Genomic DNA, 15,902 nt, shown 5'->3' on the forward strand with positions numbered 1-15,902 from the left:
GAAAGGAGAGGTCCTTGCTATGGATCGTCTTCTTTTTTTTCTATCTTAAAGTTTCTGATTCTCATTATCAATCTTGGATAAATCCTTATATTTTCAAAGGAAAATATGGAAACACGGTTGACCTTTCTCATTAAGGTCGGTAGAATGTAAATACAATTGATAATCAGTATCATCATGTAACTCGTTCTAATTGTTCACGGGAATAAGCTAGAATCAGAGGGCGTTTTGAGACGAGAGCGATTCAAACGGTCAGCCAAAGTAATAAAAAAAGACTTCATCAACCTATATGATGATAATAATCTTATTACGTTCGTATGCGCGAATTTGACCTGAAAAAGGAGGAGCGAACAAAGTGCAGCTGTCATTTTGATCTGTTATGAAAATTAAATACTTACTGCCGTTACTCATCCTTTTATCGATTATATCGGTATTTGTGGGAGTACAAGAAATATCACCCTTGGATCTTTTTAAATTAAATGATGACCAGGTGCAAACGATTCTTATCAGTCGGATTCCGAGATTGGTGAGCATTATCATTGTAGGCGTGAGCTTGAGTGTGTGTGGCTTGATTATGCAGCAGCTTACACAGAATAAGTTTGTCTCTCCGACAACCGCGGGTACGATGGACTGGGCAAGACTCGGGATTCTCGTTGCGATTGTGGTATTTTCGCAGGCGAGTACGCTGGAGCGTATGTTTGTTGCTTTCTTGTTTGCGCTTGGCGGGACGTTTTTATTTATGAAGATTCTTGAGCGTATTCGCTTTAAGAACGTCATCTTTGTCCCGCTTGTTGGGATGATGCTCGGTAGCGTTGTGAACTCAGTCACAACATTTCTTGCGTACCGCTATGATCTGATTCAAAGCTTGTCCGCTTGGATGCAAGGGAGTTTCTCCCTTGTTCTTCGGGGCCGCTATGAGATTTTGTATGTTGGAATACCGCTTGTGATTGTCGCTTTCTTATTTGCGAATCGCTTTACAGTCGCCGGGATGGGGAGAGACTTTTCAACGAATCTCGGCCTTAATTATAAGCAGATCATGAATACGGGGCTGTTCATTGTCGCGCTTATCACTGCGACGATCGTGGTAACGATTGGATCGATCCCGTTTCTAGGACTGATCATCCCAAATATCGTCTCAATTATGAGAGGCGATAATTTGAAAAATAGCCTTCCACACACCGCTTTGTTTGGAGCTATCTTCCTACTTGCGTGTGACATACTGGGGCGTATTTTGATCTATCCTTACGAGATACCGATCGGACTGATGGTAGGAGTCATTGGAAGTGCGATCTTTCTTTACCTTCTCTTAAGGAGAAATTCTCATGCAGCCTAGATGGATTTACACCATACTTATAGTAGCCTCAGTAGGTCTTATCGCAACGTTTATGTTCATTGGGCTTAGCCCAGAAGGGTATGATTATGCTCTGCCGAGAAGGGCAAGAAGTATAAGTGCCATTATTGTTGTCGGTGCTGCGATTGCGTTTTCGACAATGATTTTTCAAACAATCACAAATAACCGCATTCTAACTCCGAGCATTATTGGGCTTGACTCGCTTTACATGCTGATTCAAACGACGTTGATTTTCGTTTTCGGCACGGCTGGTCTTGTCGCCTTCAGCCAAGAAGCGAATTTCTTATTATCGATTGTGTTCATGATGTTATTCGCCCTGCTGCTATATGCTCTCCTTTTCAAGCGGGAGCAGCAAAATCTATATTTCCTCTTGCTTGTCGGGATTGTCTTTGGAACGTTGTTTTCCAGCCTATCTACGTTTATGCAAGTGCTGATTGATCCGAATGAGTTTCAATCGATTCAAAACCGGATGTTTGCAAGTTTTAGCAACATTAATGAGGATTTATTATGGCTGTCGATCGCCATGATTATAGCAACGATGATCTATGTATGGCCGTATCTCAAATATCTTGATACGTTGTCGCTTGGTAGGGACCAAGCAATTAACCTTGGGGTTCCTTATGATAAGGCAATCCGAAAATTTTTGATTGTGATTGCCATACTCGTCTCCGTTTCAACGGCACTGGTAGGACCGATTTTATTCCTTGGTTTGCTCGTCGTGAACGTTGCACGTGAAATGATTCAATCGTTCAAACACACACAGTTGATTGCGGCTTCTATTCTAGTCAGCATTGTTGCACTTGTCGGTGGAACACTGATCGTGGAACGGGTATTTACGTATTCAACACCACTCAGCGTCATCATTAACTTTGTTGGAGGCACTTACTTTATCTATCTACTGCTTAGGGGGACAAAAAGCGAATGACAATTGCACTTAGAAAAGAGTTGGAACTAGAAGCGCCCGTCGCGCAAACAGACACTGGCTTAGAAGTGAAAAATGTCACGAAACGATACGATGGAAAAAAGGTTGTTGACAATGTTTCGGTTTCCGTTCAAAAGGGGACGATTACCTCTTTTATTGGACCAAATGGAGCTGGAAAAAGTACGCTCATTTCCATGATTAGTCGCCTGACAAAGAAAGACGAAGGAGAAGTGTATTTTGAAGGCAAGGAAATTGATGACTGCAAAAGCAACGAACTTGCCAAGAAGATTTCTATTTTAAAGCAAGCGAACAACATCAATATTCGCCTCACGATTCGCGAGTTGGTGAGCTTCGGTCGTTTTCCTTACTCACAGAACCGCTTGACAAAAGAGGACTGGGGCTTTGTTGAAAACGCGATTGATTACATGTCTTTGCGCGATATTCAGGATAAATACTTGGATCAACTCAGCGGTGGTCAACGGCAGAGAGCGTACATTGCGATGGTGCTCGCGCAAGATACCGATTATATTGTCCTTGATGAACCGCTCAACAACTTAGATATGAAACACTCCGTCTCGATTATGAAAACGCTAAGGAACCTTGTTGATGAGTTGGGCAAAACGATCCTTATCGTCGTTCATGACATTAACTTTGCCTCTTGCTATTCTGACAACATTGTGGCGATGAGGGATGGGCGCGTTGTGGAAGATGGGCGCTGCCACGATATCATCAACCCGGTGTCACTGCGAAATATATACGACATGGATATTAACATTGAAGAAGTAAACTGCAACAAAATTTGTGTCTACTTCACGTAAAGGAGGTGGTTCGCCCGGTAGTGGTGACTGTTAAATAGAAATACGAAAGTGTTCATTCATAGAGGGGTCTAAATGGGAAAATTACACATACAAGGAGATAGGGAAATGAAGAAACATATGCTTTGGATGATGACTGCGCTCTCCGTTACGGGACTTGCGGCTTGTGGCGGTGATACAAATACAGGGGCGGCGGAAGAGGACACTTCTTCAAACGAGGATGCCTCCCAAGAGACCATGACGGTAGAGCATGAGTTAGGGGAAACGGAAGTCCCAGTTAATCCAGACTCGGTTGTTTCCTTTGACAATGGGCTTACAGACTCTGTACGTGCACTTGATGGGAACATCACAGGGATTCCAAAAGCAAACAATGTGCCGGAATACTTGTCTGATTTTGAAAGCGATGAGTATGAGGATGTCGGTAGCCTTTTCGAACCAAACTTCGAACTCATCAATGAAATGCAGCCGGATGTGATTTTCATCTCTGGAAGAGCGTCTGATAGTTATGAGGAATTAAGTGAAATTGCACCGACCGTTTACATGGCCGTTGACAATGAAAATTACATGGAATCCTTTGAAGAAAACATGCACACACTTGGTGAAATTTTTGGAGCCGAAGATGAAGTGGAGGCGCAGCTTAGCGAGATTCACGCAGTAATCGATGATGTCAGAGAGCGTGCGGAAAACTCGGATGAGAACGGATTAATTATTTCTGCGGATGAAGGGGCTGTAAGTGCCTATGGGGCAGGCTCGCGCTTTGGATTGATTCATGATGTCCTCGGAATCACACCAGCAGATGATATTGATAGTCAGACCCATGGAGAAACAGTCTCATTTGAGTACATAGCCGAAACAAACCCTGGTTATTTGTTCGTGCTCGATCGAGGGGCTACGATAGGGGATGAAGCTTCCTCCGATCAGATTCTAGATAATGAACTCGTAGATCGGACAGATGCTGCGCAAAATGAAAACATTGTCCATATGAATGGGGATTACTGGTATCTGAGTGGTGGCGGACTTGAATCAGTGCGCTACATGGTGGAAGAAATCGATGAAGGCTTTGAAGGATAAGGGTTACGAACAAAAAAGCAGCTGCTCGGGCGAGTGAGTAGCTGCTTTTTTTGTCTAGCTTCTAGGCAACCTGCCTGCGCCTCACGGATTGTCGAGCTCGATTGTCCACTCGCTCGGGGTTTCTTCTCGCCGCCAGATCTAGCCAAAACGGGGCTTGATACGCCGCCGCTCCAGAACTTGTCGCTCGTGAGCAGGGCACCTCAACTTTTCTTGTCCCGACACCGAGACGACGTTCTGGTATCCCCAAATTTCGCCTCTGTTCTCTGCTTTCGAATCACTTAGCGTTTCGGGATGACGTCAAAAATCTTATCGCTTTCAAGAAATTCAATGAAATGCTCAAGCCAGACATAGTAATTCTCGGCATGGTCAAGCTTTGCCAAATCTACCTCAATCTCCTCTATGAACGCAGACTCATGTTCGCGCGTGCGAGAGAGCTGAAGGAGGTCACCACGCATTTCCTCTAGCGCTCGAGTGTTGCTCTCAAGGGAGGCTCTCCACTGGCGGGTGAAAATGGCAATAAACGATTGATACCAATCGTCCTCCCCTTCGTACAAATCTTTGCGCACCCCCTTTTGCCAAACTTTCTTTGCCATCCGAGCCTCAACAAGCGTCCGTATCCCGGTTGACATGCTTGTTTTGCTCATGCTTAATCGCTCGCTCATTTCATCAAGTGTTAAAGGCTCTTCCTCGAATAAAAGCGTCCCGTATAATCGTCCCACCGATTCGGTAATGCCATATAAATGTAAATTGGTAGAGAGCTCGTGAATAAACGTTTCGCGTATTTCCTGAAGCTGTTTACAATTATATTGCACGTGCTTGGCATCCTGCGACATCTTATTTTCCTCCAGTTATGAAGCGTGAAACCTACTAATGAAAGTGTACCAAAGGAATTTAGAGCGTAAAACTAGACAACGAGACATCATGTAGCAGGATAAGCGAGCAAATAAGAGAACTTTGACTGTTTGGTCTGTACAGTTTGAACTGTACAAATAATATCAGCTATAAATCTCTTAAATGAAAATTGCTAAGACCTATGAAGGCAAGGTATAGTAAGAAGGTCGTAGGAAGCAGGATTTTAATAAAGAGGTGGAAGATTTGTCAAAAATTAAAGTAGAGGACTTAACGAAAGTATTTGGGAAAAAACCAAAACGGGCGTTAGACATGCTTGAGCAAGGCAAAACAAAGCCCGAGATACTGCGGGAAACAGGCTTAACGGTCGGCGTTAATAAAGCGAGTTTTGATGTTGAAAATGGGGAAGTCTTTGTGATCATGGGACTTTCCGGTAGTGGGAAATCAACCATTGTTCGTCTCCTAAATCGACTAATTGAACCGACGTCAGGGAGCATTTTGCTTGATGGGGATGACCTTGCGAAAATGGATGAAAAGAATTTACGTACGGCCAGACGGAAAAAAATGAGCATGGTTTTTCAGAACTTTGGTCTTTTCCCAAATCGGACGATTGTTCAAAACGTTGAATACGGACTTGAAGTCCAGGGGGTTGCGTCGCGAACTCGTAAAGAAAAAGCCATGACGTCTTTGGAATTAGTTGGTCTAAAAGGGTATGAGAACAGCTATCCAAACGAATTATCAGGCGGTATGCAGCAGCGTGTCGGACTTGCCCGTGCGCTTGCCAACGATCCTGATATTCTTTTAATGGATGAAGCTTTTTCCGCGCTTGACCCTCTCATTCGCAAAGATATGCAGGATGAACTCTTAGATTTGCAGGAAACGATGCAAAAAACCATTATCTTTATTACGCATGACTTGGACGAAGCGCTTAGAATTGGCGATCGCATTATGATTATGAAAGACGGGGCGGTTGTGCAAATCGGCACGCCGGAAGAAATCTTAACGCAGCCGGAAAATGAGTATGTCGAGCGTTTTGTCGAAGACGTGGACCGCTCAAAAGTTTTTACAGCCGAACATGTGATGATTCGGCCGGAAACGATTAATTTTGAAAAAGACGGCCCACGCGTAGCACTTCAACGCATGCGGGACGCAGGTCTTTCAAGCATTTACGTAACAAAACGAAACAGAGAGCTAGTCGGTATTATCCATGCAAATGATACATCCGAGCTCATTAAAGAAAACAAAAATAGCGTGCAGGGCATTATTCAAACCGATGTTCCACGTACGGGTCCGGAAACCGCGATCAATGAACTGCTGGATCAGCTTTCTGTAAGCTCCTATCCACTAGCGGTCGTAAAGGACAACAAACTGCAAGGTATTATAGTAAGAAGCGCTGTGCTCGGTGCTCTATCTGGAAGTGAGGTTGATTTTGATGGATATTCTACCCCGTCTGGAACTCGGTGAGTGGGTTGAGACGTTTGTCGATTGGCTACAGAATGCTGGATTTATTTTTGAAGCGGCTCGTAACGGCATTGATGCTTTACTGACGTTTTTAGGGGGAGTGCTGTCTTTCCCACCTGCATGGCTCTTTATCCTTATTGTCGCGGGGCTGGCGTTCTTTTTAAATCGAAAGAAATGGGGCCTTTTGGCTTTTATTGTCCTTGGTCTGTTGCTTATTGATAACCTCGGGTTTTGGGAGGACATGATCGATACGCTTGCTCTTGTTCTCGCAGCAGGACTCATATCGGTTATTATTGGCGTGCCTGTGGGCATTTGGATGGCGAAAAGCAGCGTTGTTGAAGGAATCATTAAGCCCATCTTAGATTTCATGCAAACCATGCCTGCCTTTGTTTATTTGATTCCCGCCGTTGCTTTCTTCGGCATTGGGATGATTCCTGGAGTGTTTGCCTCCGTTATCTTTGCGATGCCGCCGACGGTGCGGATGACGAATCTTGGCATTCGCCAGGTGTCCACTGAGCTCATAGAGGCCGCGGATGCTTTTGGGTCAACGGGGACACAGAAGTTGTTCAAAGTCCAACTGCCAATGGCAAAGGGAACGATCATGGCCGGTATAAACCAGAGCATTATGCTTGCATTGTCGATGGTTGTTATTGCTTCAATGATTGGGGCTACAGGTCTTGGACAACTAGTCTACCGTGCGGTTGGACGAAATGATATAGGTGGCGGATTTGAAGCCGGCATTGCAATTGTTGTGGTCGCGATTATTCTTGACCGTCTAACGCAAAGCTTCAATCAAAAGAACGATTAAGGCGTATTGATGGAAACCCTGAAATTGTACAACCTTGATGAAGTGGCTGTACTTTCGAGTAAGAAAATCTTACCTTTATAGATTTTTACGCGTTTAAGGGGATCACTTTTACAAACTTGGTGACCAGAAGGAAGGTTCTAAACCGTCCTTCTTCACATATCTACAAAAACATTAGGGGGAATTACGAATGAAGTGGAAACATGTTGGAATGACCGCGAGTCTTACGTTAGCTGTTACGCTTGCGGCGTGCGGAGATGACAATGGCGACACAGGCGAAAATGGGGACACAGGCAACGGCGGAGACGATAACGGATCTTCCGCTTCCGCTGAAGATCTTGAAGTGATCACTGGTATCGACGCGGGTGCCGGCGTTGTAGAAGCTGCCGAAGATGCCGTGGAAGAGTATAATTTGGCCATTGATGTGCAAACAAGCTCGGGGGCTGTCATGACTCAACAACTTGGTGACGCCATTGAAAATGAAGAGCCTATCGTTGTTACAGGTTGGACGCCTCACTGGAAATTTACCACGTACGACTTGAAGTACTTGGAGGATCCTGAAGGAGTTTTTGGAGGGGAAGAGTCCATCCATACGATGACCCGTCTTGGCCTTGAAGAAGATATGCCTGAAGCTCATCAAGTACTAGACAACTTCTTCTGGCACGAAGACGACATGGGTGAAATCATGGTTGAAATTGCTGAAGGTGAAGAGGAAGAGGTCGCTGCCCAAAACTGGGTCGATGCAAATGAGGACACTGTAGCGGAGTGGACGGACGGCGTTGATGAAGTAGATGGCGAGTCCATTGAACTTGTATATGTCCAGTGGGATTCTGAAGTGGCCTCTACAAACGTTGTGGCGATTGTACTTGAGAGCATTGGCTATGATGTAACAATGACGAGTGTGGAGAATGGTCCAATGTGGGAAGCATTGTCCAGTGGTGAAGCTGACGCATCAACGGCTGCTTGGTTGCCACTCACACATGGATCGTTTTATGAAGATCATCAAGATGATGTCGTTGATCTAGGAGAAAATCTTGAAGGGTCAGTGGCGATCGGTCTTGTTGTCCCTGAATATATGGACATTGATTCGATTGAAGAGCTGCCAACAAACTAAGGGAAGAAGGAAATCAAGGAAGGCTCTGGCCTTCCTTTTTTCTTTCGCGAGTGGCAGCACATACGCTATAGGGTGCAAGTCCCGAATGCGCCCGAACAGCCGGGAAGCATTAGCTAACAGATAGTGCGTTGGCCGTGAGGGAACGTGCGGAGGATCTGAAGGCAAACCCCTGAACAGAGCTGAATATCCCATGTTGGCACGAGAGCTGGATGACTGTGCAAGAAAACAGGAAGTCCGAATAACTGATAGCTCGAAGTGTGAGGAGGGCTGGCTTAGGGAGAAAGTGTATGATGTGACCCATTGAGGTCTCCCTGCTTCCCAGAGGGGTATTGATATCGCAAGGCTAGGCCAAGGGTATCGAGATGAGAGGGAGAAGTCAGAGATCGCCATAGTAGTGAAGAAGCTCATGCCGAAGACCTTCTGGCAACAGAAGTGAGGACAGCACATGAGTGAAACGGTACGAGGATACCGTTAGGATTTCTGACCCAAAAGGCAGAAAAAATTCGTGTGAAGGGCGTGACCCATAAAGATCAACGTGAGTAGACTTTCGGATGTCTGTGGAAATGGGCAGAAACTGGACAAGAGTCAAAGAGGACTGATGCCGGGGTCGAACAGAAGGGTACACCGTCCATCGCCGATGACAGGAGAGCAAGGACTGCGGATGAGCTAACCGACTTGTGGAATCTGTCGTCCCAAAGGAGAAACAGAAACAGAGAAGAAACGAAAGCACTGACGTAAGAGGAGAGAAGACCGATGAAAGGACGCGTGTGGTACAGTCTGTACGACAAAGTGTTTGCCAAAGCAAACTTGAGAGATGCTTTTAGTCAAGTCAAGACCAACAAAGGGGCGCCCGGGGTGGACAAGGTCACGATCAAAGGGTATGAAGCGAAGTTGGAGGACCATCTAGAAGTGCTCCAACAAAAGCTGAAAGAAAAGAGCTACCGCCCAAAACCTGTACGCCGGAAGATGATTGAGAAAGAGAATGGGAAAATGCGTCCGTTAGGCATTCCAACGGTTGAAGACCGAGTCGTGCAAGCGGCGATTCGAAACATTCTTGAGCCAATCTTTGAAGAAGACTTCCTACCGTGCAGTTATGGATTCCGCCCAAATATCAGCGCACATATGGCGCTCGACCAGGTGAGTAAACACCTTCGAGAAGGATATGAGTACGTCATTGACGCGGACTTGCAAAGTTATTTTGACACGATCCCGCATGATCTACTGGAAACTCAAATCCGACGACGAGTCACGGATGGCTCCGTCATTCAACTCATCAAGCAATTTCTGAAAGCCGGTGTGATGGAAGGGGACTTGTATGAGGAAACGCCTTTAGGCGCGCCCCAAGGCGGGGTCCTTAGTCCATTAATTTCAAATATCTACCTGCATCAGCTGGATCAACGAATGACAGAGCGAGGACATCGCATCGTTCGGTTTGCGGATGACTTTGTGATTTTGTGTCGAAGTCAGAAAGGCGCGGAACGAGTAATGAAAAACGTGACCCGCTACCTTGAAAATGACTTGGGACTAACCTTGCATCCGACGAAAACAAAAGTCGTTGATGTAAAAGAAGAATCCTTTACGTTCCTAGGATTTGAATTCTACAAGCACATCCGAAGAATCGACCCGAAGAAGGAAGCGAAATTCAAGAAAAGAGTGAAGGAACTCCCCAGGCGGAATCAAACGGTTGATCTTAAAACCCTCATCAAAGACCGATTGAATCCCTATATTCGAGGATGGGCGAACTACTTTCGACATGGTCATGTCAAAAGTAAATTTAAGGGCTGGGATGCATGGATACGTCGAAGATTGCGCATGGTGCAGTTGCGAAGCTGGCGCCACGTCAAAAGCCTCCATCGTGCATTAAGAAGCAAAGGATGGAAAGAAGACGAACTGCGAGGGATTCGCATGTTCGCCTGGCGAAGCTCCAAGAGTCCGATGGTACATGTCTCCCTTGATAATGACTATTTTAAAGAATTACATCTTGTCAGTTTAACATCAGTCTATCAAGATCTTATCTCTAAAAGGGATACATGGGAGGAGCCACATGCGTAGACCCGCACGTGTGGATCTGTGAGAGGCGTAGTCAGTAATGGCTACGCCTACTCGGTTGCTCATTTTTCGTGCCTCGTGCGTTGAAAGAGTGGTATGCTAAGGACAAGAATGAGAAAGAAGGCGTGGTATTGAGACGATTGGAAAAATAGGGGGTGTTTCTCTTTTTGGTGGTTGTCCATACAAAATAATGCGGCGGAGGTGAACGAGTCTACTACCTTCTCTGAAAATAGACCGGAATCTTGTGCGGCTTTCAAAGGGGGATGAACGAGGATGAATGTGTTAGCCACACTGAAGGAAATTTCCAAGACACTGAATGAGGGGACGGACACGGAGTCGATGCTGTCAACGGTGCTTGCCCGCCTGCTGGAAATCACCGGTTTCACATGCGGCTGGATTTTTCTGGTCAGCCCTACAGGGGAGCATCAGCTTGCCGCTGAATACGGGGTGCCCCCCGCTCTTTCTCGTGACTCCTGCAAGCCGCTAAAGGAAGGTGGTTGCTGGTGCAAAAGTCAATTCTTGCATGGGAGGCTGGATAGGGCTGTGAATATGATCGAGTGCCAGCGTCTGGAACGGGCGGTTGAGAGGGTCTGGGGAGATACGCAAGGGGTTACTCACCATGCGACAGTCCCGATTCTTGCCGGGGATGAACCCCTCGGCATCCTCAATGTGGCCCTGCCTGGAAAACTATACTTCGGCGACAGTGAGCTCGAGCTTCTTGAGGCGAGTGCCTATCAAATTGGCACAGCGCTTAAGAGGCTTCACCTTTTCGAAAAAGAAGCGAAACGAGCATTCGCTTTTGAGAGATTGGGGGAGTTTTTACATACGCTGCATACAAGAGCTGAGGGGTGGGAGCTAGGAAAGCTGGCGACTTCTATAAAAGCCTATTTTCACTATTCTCGCCTTCAGCTGCAGGTGAATGAAACGAGCGTTGGCGACGTCTTTGAACGTAAAGTCGGCAGAGTTGTAGAAAAAAAGGCGGCGGTTGGCAAGACTCAGATTGTCCTGGCCATTGAGGAAGAAGGCACAAAACTAACCGAAGAAGTCGCTCGTTATTTGGTCGAACACATAGCCCTTCACGTAGAGCGAAAACGAATTGCTGAAGCAAGCGAAGAGCTTGCCAAGCGCGAAGAGCGCCACCGTCTGGCGAGAGAACTGCATGACTCGGTCAATCAATTACTTTTTTCCGTTCAACTTACAGTCAGGGGTCTGGTGATACGTACAGAGGAAAGAGAGACGAAGCAGAGGCTTCAGGAAGTAACGGATACGGTACAAGAAGCACTAAAGGAATTGAGAGCCGTCGTACAAGAGTTACGGGGCGAAGGGCTTGAAGCGGGGTTTGCTGAGTCCGTCGTCCGCTACGGGCAACTGATCGGTGTTGAGGTTTCTCTAGAGAGAACCAACAAGCCACCGCTCTCAAAGGCGCAAGAAGAAAACCTCTACCGTATTGTTCAAGAAGCGCTCAACAATAGCAAAAAGCATGCCGGTGTTGCCGGGGCAATTCTCTCGATCTCGGAAAACGCTGGTCGTATTCAAGTGAAGATCAAAGATCAGGGGAAAGGATTTGAGGAGCGAACCGCACTTCATCCTCAGGCATTCGGGCTGCAGACGATTCGTGAGAGGGCGAAGGGTCTGGGCGGTTCTGCCTTGCTTTATAGTAGGAAAGGAAGAGGAACAACATGGATCGTAGAATTTCCGATGGAAAGAGGTGAGTAACATGAAGCTTCTGCTGGCGGATGATCATCACGTTGTCCGGAAAGGTCTTGTCTATTTTTTGGAGTCCTCCCCTGAGATTAAGGTGGTTGCTGAAGCGGGCAATGGGGAGGAAGCGATTCGACTGTATGTTGAGCATCAGCCTGATGTCCTCCTTATGGATATCGACATGCCCGTCTTAAGCGGGATTGACGCAACAAAAGAAATTCTCCGCCTCGACCCAAAGGCACGAATTTTAATCTTAACGAGTTTCTCTGATCAGGAGACGGTAATTCCAGCCTTGCAGGCTGGGGCCCAGGGCTACCAGTTGAAGGACGTTGCACCTGATATGTTATTGCAGACCATCCATGCAGTTCATGACGGGGAAAACGCTGTTCATCCAAGCATCATGAAACATGTGCTCACACACGTAGCAAAGCCAGGGAACAAGATACAGCAAAAGCTGAGACGGTTAACGGAAAGAGAGCGAGAGGTGCTTAGTGAAATCAGTACAGGGCGAAGCAACAAAGAAATTGCCGACGTACTCGTCATCTCCGAAAAAACGGTCAAGACCCATGTGTCGAATGTGCTTGGTAAGCTCGAGCTTCATGACCGCACACAGGCGGCACTCTTTGCGATTCAAGCTGGGGTGGCACGGCCGAGTGTATTTTGAATTCAAGGGAAAGTTAGAAAATCGTTGAGGTGGTACGGGGAGGCCGCGGCAAAAAGTTACGTGCCCCCACCGATTTTTTAACGTATCCCCTATCTCCGTTCATATGGTGGTGGAGCCTCGACGCACTCCTTGTTCCCGTCAACATAGAAGTAGGTCCACTCGCCGTTTATAAAGGAAATGGATCGATTATGGCGCAAGTCCCACCGCTGGTAGCGGTCGATCGTCATAAATGTAGCGTCCTTAGCAAAGGAGTCAGCGACGATTTCATCAAAATCAGAAAGGCTATAGAACTCATCGGTTTGAAACGTCCATTGTGGTGTCTGCTTCTTCCCACTTCGAAAGCGCGTATAGAGAAAGGAGGGTGGGCCTGTTGGCGTGATTTCGAGACGGTCACTCCCAAAACTCGTAAATACAGATTCAGAGTTATTGAGGAAGAGCCCGTCAAACAGTGGTGCGGTTGAGCCGCAGTCGATATAGAGAGGCTCATCATCTAAACCTTCAACGAGAATCGCTAGGTGAATATGAGAGAGCATGAGCGGGCGTGCGCGAAAGCCGAGCGCTTGAAGTAACTGCAGAAAGCTGGCATTCAGCACATAGCATGTTCCGCCATAGCCGAATTGTTCGTAGTCATTTAAAAAATTTTCAACAGAAGGAATCTCCGTTTTGCCGTTACGTGCAGCCAGTTTTTTGCTCGTATTTTCAAAAGGAAACACCTGCAGATGTGCTCTACATAATTTCCGTATGAAACCAAAGGTAGGCGGCTCTTTTTCAATGCCTAGTATTGATAAATATTGGTCTTTGGTACTCGGATGCATTCAAACTCCTCCTAAACTTTTGTTGTATCCCCTGTCACGGATTATCATTTCAAACCCACATCCATTCGCCTGTTCGAAGTAGAACGAGATAAGGCCGTTCGAGAGATCAAATGGTTCGCTGTTCTGAACAAAACCGCAGCTAGTTAACATCTGTCGAACGATTTCTATCTCGCTTTCTTTCTTGTTTAGCTCTATTGCTACGTGTGGCATACTCTCCTCCTTGCCCCAAAGAGCTTCCACCAGCTCAATTCGTACCGCTCCCTTTTGCACAAACGCAAACCGTTCCCCCGCCGCTTCATAAACGCCTTCCAGTTGAAAGCCCCATGTTCGCTGGAAAGTCAACACTTCATGATGCAGGTCTGTGACGGGAAATCCTATATGGTGAAACTTCATGGACTTCCGGGCAGCAACAGGTTCATGTCGCCAAATTCATGCCAGAGATACTGCCTCTGCATCGCTTCCTGATACAGGAGCGGCAAATCGGACTCTCGAATAAACGCCTGCAGCAAATCGATATGGCTTGCTTCGGCTTCGTGAAAACCGGTAAGCAGGCCATCGGCAACTGAGAGAGGGTAGTCTTTATGAATATAGAGAGAGGTGAGACCGGTATGGCCCTCGATTCTCCCATTTGTACGGACAGCGCTCTCGAGTGCTCGCACGACGGTTGTGCCAACAGCCACAACTCGTCTGCCTGCTTTTTTTGCCCTCTGAATCAGCTGTGCCGTTTCAGGGGGTACATGGAAAGCCTCAGGGTGTAATGCTGGCGTTGGCCATTGATCATCTTCATAATAACTCAGTCCGGCATGCAATGTAATGAACGCCAGCTGAATGCCTTTTTCCTCGAGCTTACGAAGCAAACGCCATGTGAACGCCCGGCCCGCAGAGGGCATCTCAACGGAACCTGGGGCGCTGGCAAAGACGGTTTGATAGCTTTCAAGAGGCCAGGGCTTTGCGACGTGCTCATAGCGGATGGTATCTGCATAGGAATAGAGGTAATGCAGGAAGCGCGTGCCACTCCGACTGAAACGAACACGGGAAAGCGGTGGTTCGCTTCCGGCGCCTAGGCGCCGGGCCGAGAGTCCGCCAGCGAATTGGAGAATGGCATCACTCGGTGGGCCTGCTGGGAACAATACATCCCAGCAGTCTTCGGCCACTTGACGCGAGAGTCTGATTTCAACTCCATCCAACGATTTGAGTACAGCGGGGATCGTGCGGCTATTGTTTAACACGAGCACGTCCCCACACTCTAGCTGCTCCCCAATTTGGGGGAAGCGTCCATGACTTATCGTGTAACTTTCGGTGTCGTAGGTGAGCAGACGCACATCTTCCCTTGTGTGTCCCCGTTCTTCAGGCGGGGCGCTCGCATCAAGAGGGGCCGCTGTAAAAAGGGGCTCAGTCATCCATAACACCTTCTTCTTTTGTAGCAAAAAGCATCGCTTCTTCCCTACTTCCGTTTTTGGCGGGAGATGCGTTTTGTAGCAAATAATCAAAAACGGCTAAGCGCTCCTCCGGCCTTGCAAGCTCATAGTCGCAGTCAGGGACTGCGACGGCGTGCATCTCGGTGTCCATTTCTCCAGGATCCACCATGTGCATGCGCACGCCTGTGCCATCCAGTTCATCTGCCCATGTTTCCGTTAGTCCTTCGACAGCGAACTTGGAGATTCCGTAAGCTCCCCACTCGCCAAATCCGGTATGCCCTGCCTCAGACGTTAGCGAAATGATAACGCCGGTGTTTGCCTGAAACATTATTGGGAGCACTTGTCTAGTTACGAGAAAAGGAATCAGCGTATTGGTCAGCAGCACCTCCTTGAAGGGCTCGAGCGGATAATCGAGCAGCAGGGTCGGTCCGGGACCAAATATTGAAGCGTTGTTGATGAGTACGTCGATTCTGCCATAGCGCTCGACGGTAAGGGAGACGAAACGCTCGACGTCTGCCTGCTGGGACATATCTCCGGCCACGGCCAGGACGGAGATGCCCTTTGCACGCAAAGCCTCCTCGCACGATTGTAATTCGGCAGCACCGCGGGCACTAAGTGCGAGCGCGTAGCCCCTTTTTCCGTAATAGGTGGCGAGGGCGAGGCCCAGCCCCTTTGAAGCGCCAGTAATCATTAGAACCGGTTGATTTTTCTGATCCATTGCGTATTCCTCCTTAGGTGCGGGATTACAACTAGTGTAAGCAATAGAAGGAGCCGGTGCGTCCAACTAGGGGTGCGAAGTAGTGTAGACATTTAGCGTGAAAGTGCCTACATCTTTTAGTGTACGAAAGTACGTTCGATCTGGTACACTTA

General features: G+C 47.4%; 15 protein-coding genes. 10 read left to right on the top strand and 5 right to left on the bottom strand.

Annotated features, from left to right (window positions below):
- Nucleotides 1-376 precede the first annotated feature (376 nt).
- The 4 genes from AVZ68_RS06490 (at nt 377) to AVZ68_RS06505 (ending at nt 4,156) form a co-directional block, all read left to right on the top strand.
- On the top strand, nt 377-1,330 hold the full coding sequence (locus tag AVZ68_RS06490; RefSeq protein WP_059103714.1) for an ABC transporter permease: 954 nt from the start codon (nt 377-379) through the stop codon (nt 1,328-1,330).
- Nucleotides 1,320-2,273 (top strand): iron chelate uptake ABC transporter family permease subunit, encoded by a 954-nt coding sequence (locus AVZ68_RS06495; protein WP_059103715.1) that lies wholly within the window; start codon nt 1,320-1,322, stop codon nt 2,271-2,273. Before AVZ68_RS06490 ends, AVZ68_RS06495 begins: the two co-directional genes overlap by 11 nt.
- A complete protein-coding gene (locus tag AVZ68_RS06500; RefSeq protein WP_082676354.1) occupies nt 2,270-3,088 on the top strand; it encodes an iron ABC transporter ATP-binding protein in 819 nt (272 codons plus the stop codon). Before AVZ68_RS06495 ends, AVZ68_RS06500 begins: the two co-directional genes overlap by 4 nt.
- A gap of 105 nt (nt 3,089-3,193) precedes the next feature.
- Nucleotides 3,194-4,156: a siderophore ABC transporter substrate-binding protein gene (locus AVZ68_RS06505; RefSeq protein WP_059103716.1), complete on the top strand. Its 963-nt coding sequence runs from the start codon at nt 3,194-3,196 to the stop codon at nt 4,154-4,156.
- A 278-nt stretch (nt 4,157-4,434) separates the two neighbouring features.
- Here AVZ68_RS06505 and AVZ68_RS06510 read toward each other — a convergent pair whose 3' ends face one another.
- Nucleotides 4,435-4,989 carry a GbsR/MarR family transcriptional regulator gene (locus AVZ68_RS06510; protein WP_059103717.1) on the bottom strand — a complete coding sequence of 185 codons (555 nt, stop codon included), beginning with the start codon at nt 4,987-4,989 and terminating at the stop codon, nt 4,435-4,437.
- A gap of 262 nt (nt 4,990-5,251) precedes the next feature.
- Between AVZ68_RS06510 and AVZ68_RS06515 the strand changes: the two genes are divergently transcribed.
- From AVZ68_RS06515 to AVZ68_RS06540, 6 genes are all read left to right on the top strand, one after another.
- Nucleotides 5,252-6,469 carry a quaternary amine ABC transporter ATP-binding protein gene (locus AVZ68_RS06515; protein ID WP_059103718.1) on the top strand — a complete coding sequence of 406 codons (1,218 nt, stop codon included), beginning with the start codon at nt 5,252-5,254 and terminating at the stop codon, nt 6,467-6,469.
- Nucleotides 6,438-7,274 carry an ABC transporter permease gene (locus AVZ68_RS06520; RefSeq protein ID WP_059103719.1) on the top strand — a complete coding sequence of 279 codons (837 nt, stop codon included), beginning with the start codon at nt 6,438-6,440 and terminating at the stop codon, nt 7,272-7,274. The genes AVZ68_RS06515 and AVZ68_RS06520 overlap by 32 nt, the downstream gene beginning before the upstream one ends.
- 187 nt (nt 7,275-7,461) lie before the next feature.
- Complete coding sequence (locus AVZ68_RS06525) at nt 7,462-8,385, top strand: glycine betaine ABC transporter substrate-binding protein (RefSeq protein ID WP_059103720.1); 924 nt, start codon at nt 7,462-7,464, stop codon at nt 8,383-8,385.
- Between the two features lie 753 nt (nt 8,386-9,138).
- Nucleotides 9,139-10,437, top strand: coding sequence for a group II intron reverse transcriptase/maturase (ltrA, locus tag AVZ68_RS06530; RefSeq protein ID WP_059103721.1), 1,299 nt, complete (start codon nt 9,139-9,141; stop codon nt 10,435-10,437).
- A 270-nt stretch (nt 10,438-10,707) separates the two neighbouring features.
- Nucleotides 10,708-12,150 carry a GAF domain-containing sensor histidine kinase gene (locus AVZ68_RS06535; protein ID WP_059103722.1) on the top strand — a complete coding sequence of 481 codons (1,443 nt, stop codon included), beginning with the start codon at nt 10,708-10,710 and terminating at the stop codon, nt 12,148-12,150.
- Nucleotide 12,151: 1 nt separating this feature from the next.
- Nucleotides 12,152-12,799, top strand: coding sequence for a response regulator (locus AVZ68_RS06540; protein ID WP_059103723.1), 648 nt, complete (start codon nt 12,152-12,154; stop codon nt 12,797-12,799).
- An 89-nt stretch (nt 12,800-12,888) separates the two neighbouring features.
- Here the strand turns inward: AVZ68_RS06540 and AVZ68_RS06545 are convergent, their stop codons facing one another.
- Genes AVZ68_RS06545 through AVZ68_RS06560 form a run of 4 tightly spaced genes read right to left on the bottom strand, consistent with a single transcriptional unit; the run spans nt 12,889 to nt 15,750 of the window.
- Nucleotides 12,889-13,614 carry an arylamine N-acetyltransferase gene (locus AVZ68_RS06545; RefSeq protein WP_059103724.1) on the bottom strand — a complete coding sequence of 242 codons (726 nt, stop codon included), beginning with the start codon at nt 13,612-13,614 and terminating at the stop codon, nt 12,889-12,891.
- Nucleotides 13,615-14,007, bottom strand: a complete 393-nt coding sequence (locus AVZ68_RS06550) for a VOC family protein (protein ID WP_059103725.1) — start codon at nt 14,005-14,007, stop codon at nt 13,615-13,617.
- Complete coding sequence (locus AVZ68_RS06555; protein ID WP_059103726.1) at nt 14,004-15,014, bottom strand: S-adenosylmethionine:tRNA ribosyltransferase-isomerase; 1,011 nt, start codon at nt 15,012-15,014, stop codon at nt 14,004-14,006. Before AVZ68_RS06555 ends, AVZ68_RS06550 begins: the two co-directional genes overlap by 4 nt.
- Entirely contained in the window at nt 15,007-15,750 is a 744-nt protein-coding gene (locus tag AVZ68_RS06560) for an SDR family NAD(P)-dependent oxidoreductase (RefSeq protein ID WP_059103727.1), read from the bottom strand. The genes AVZ68_RS06555 and AVZ68_RS06560 overlap by 8 nt, the downstream gene beginning before the upstream one ends.
- Between the last annotated feature and the right edge of the window lie 152 nt (nt 15,751-15,902).

Origin of the sequence: Shouchella shacheensis (assembly GCF_001484965.1) — a bacterium.
In the GTDB taxonomy this organism is placed as follows: Bacteria; Bacillota; Bacilli; order Bacillales; family Bacillaceae_D; genus Shouchella; species Shouchella shacheensis.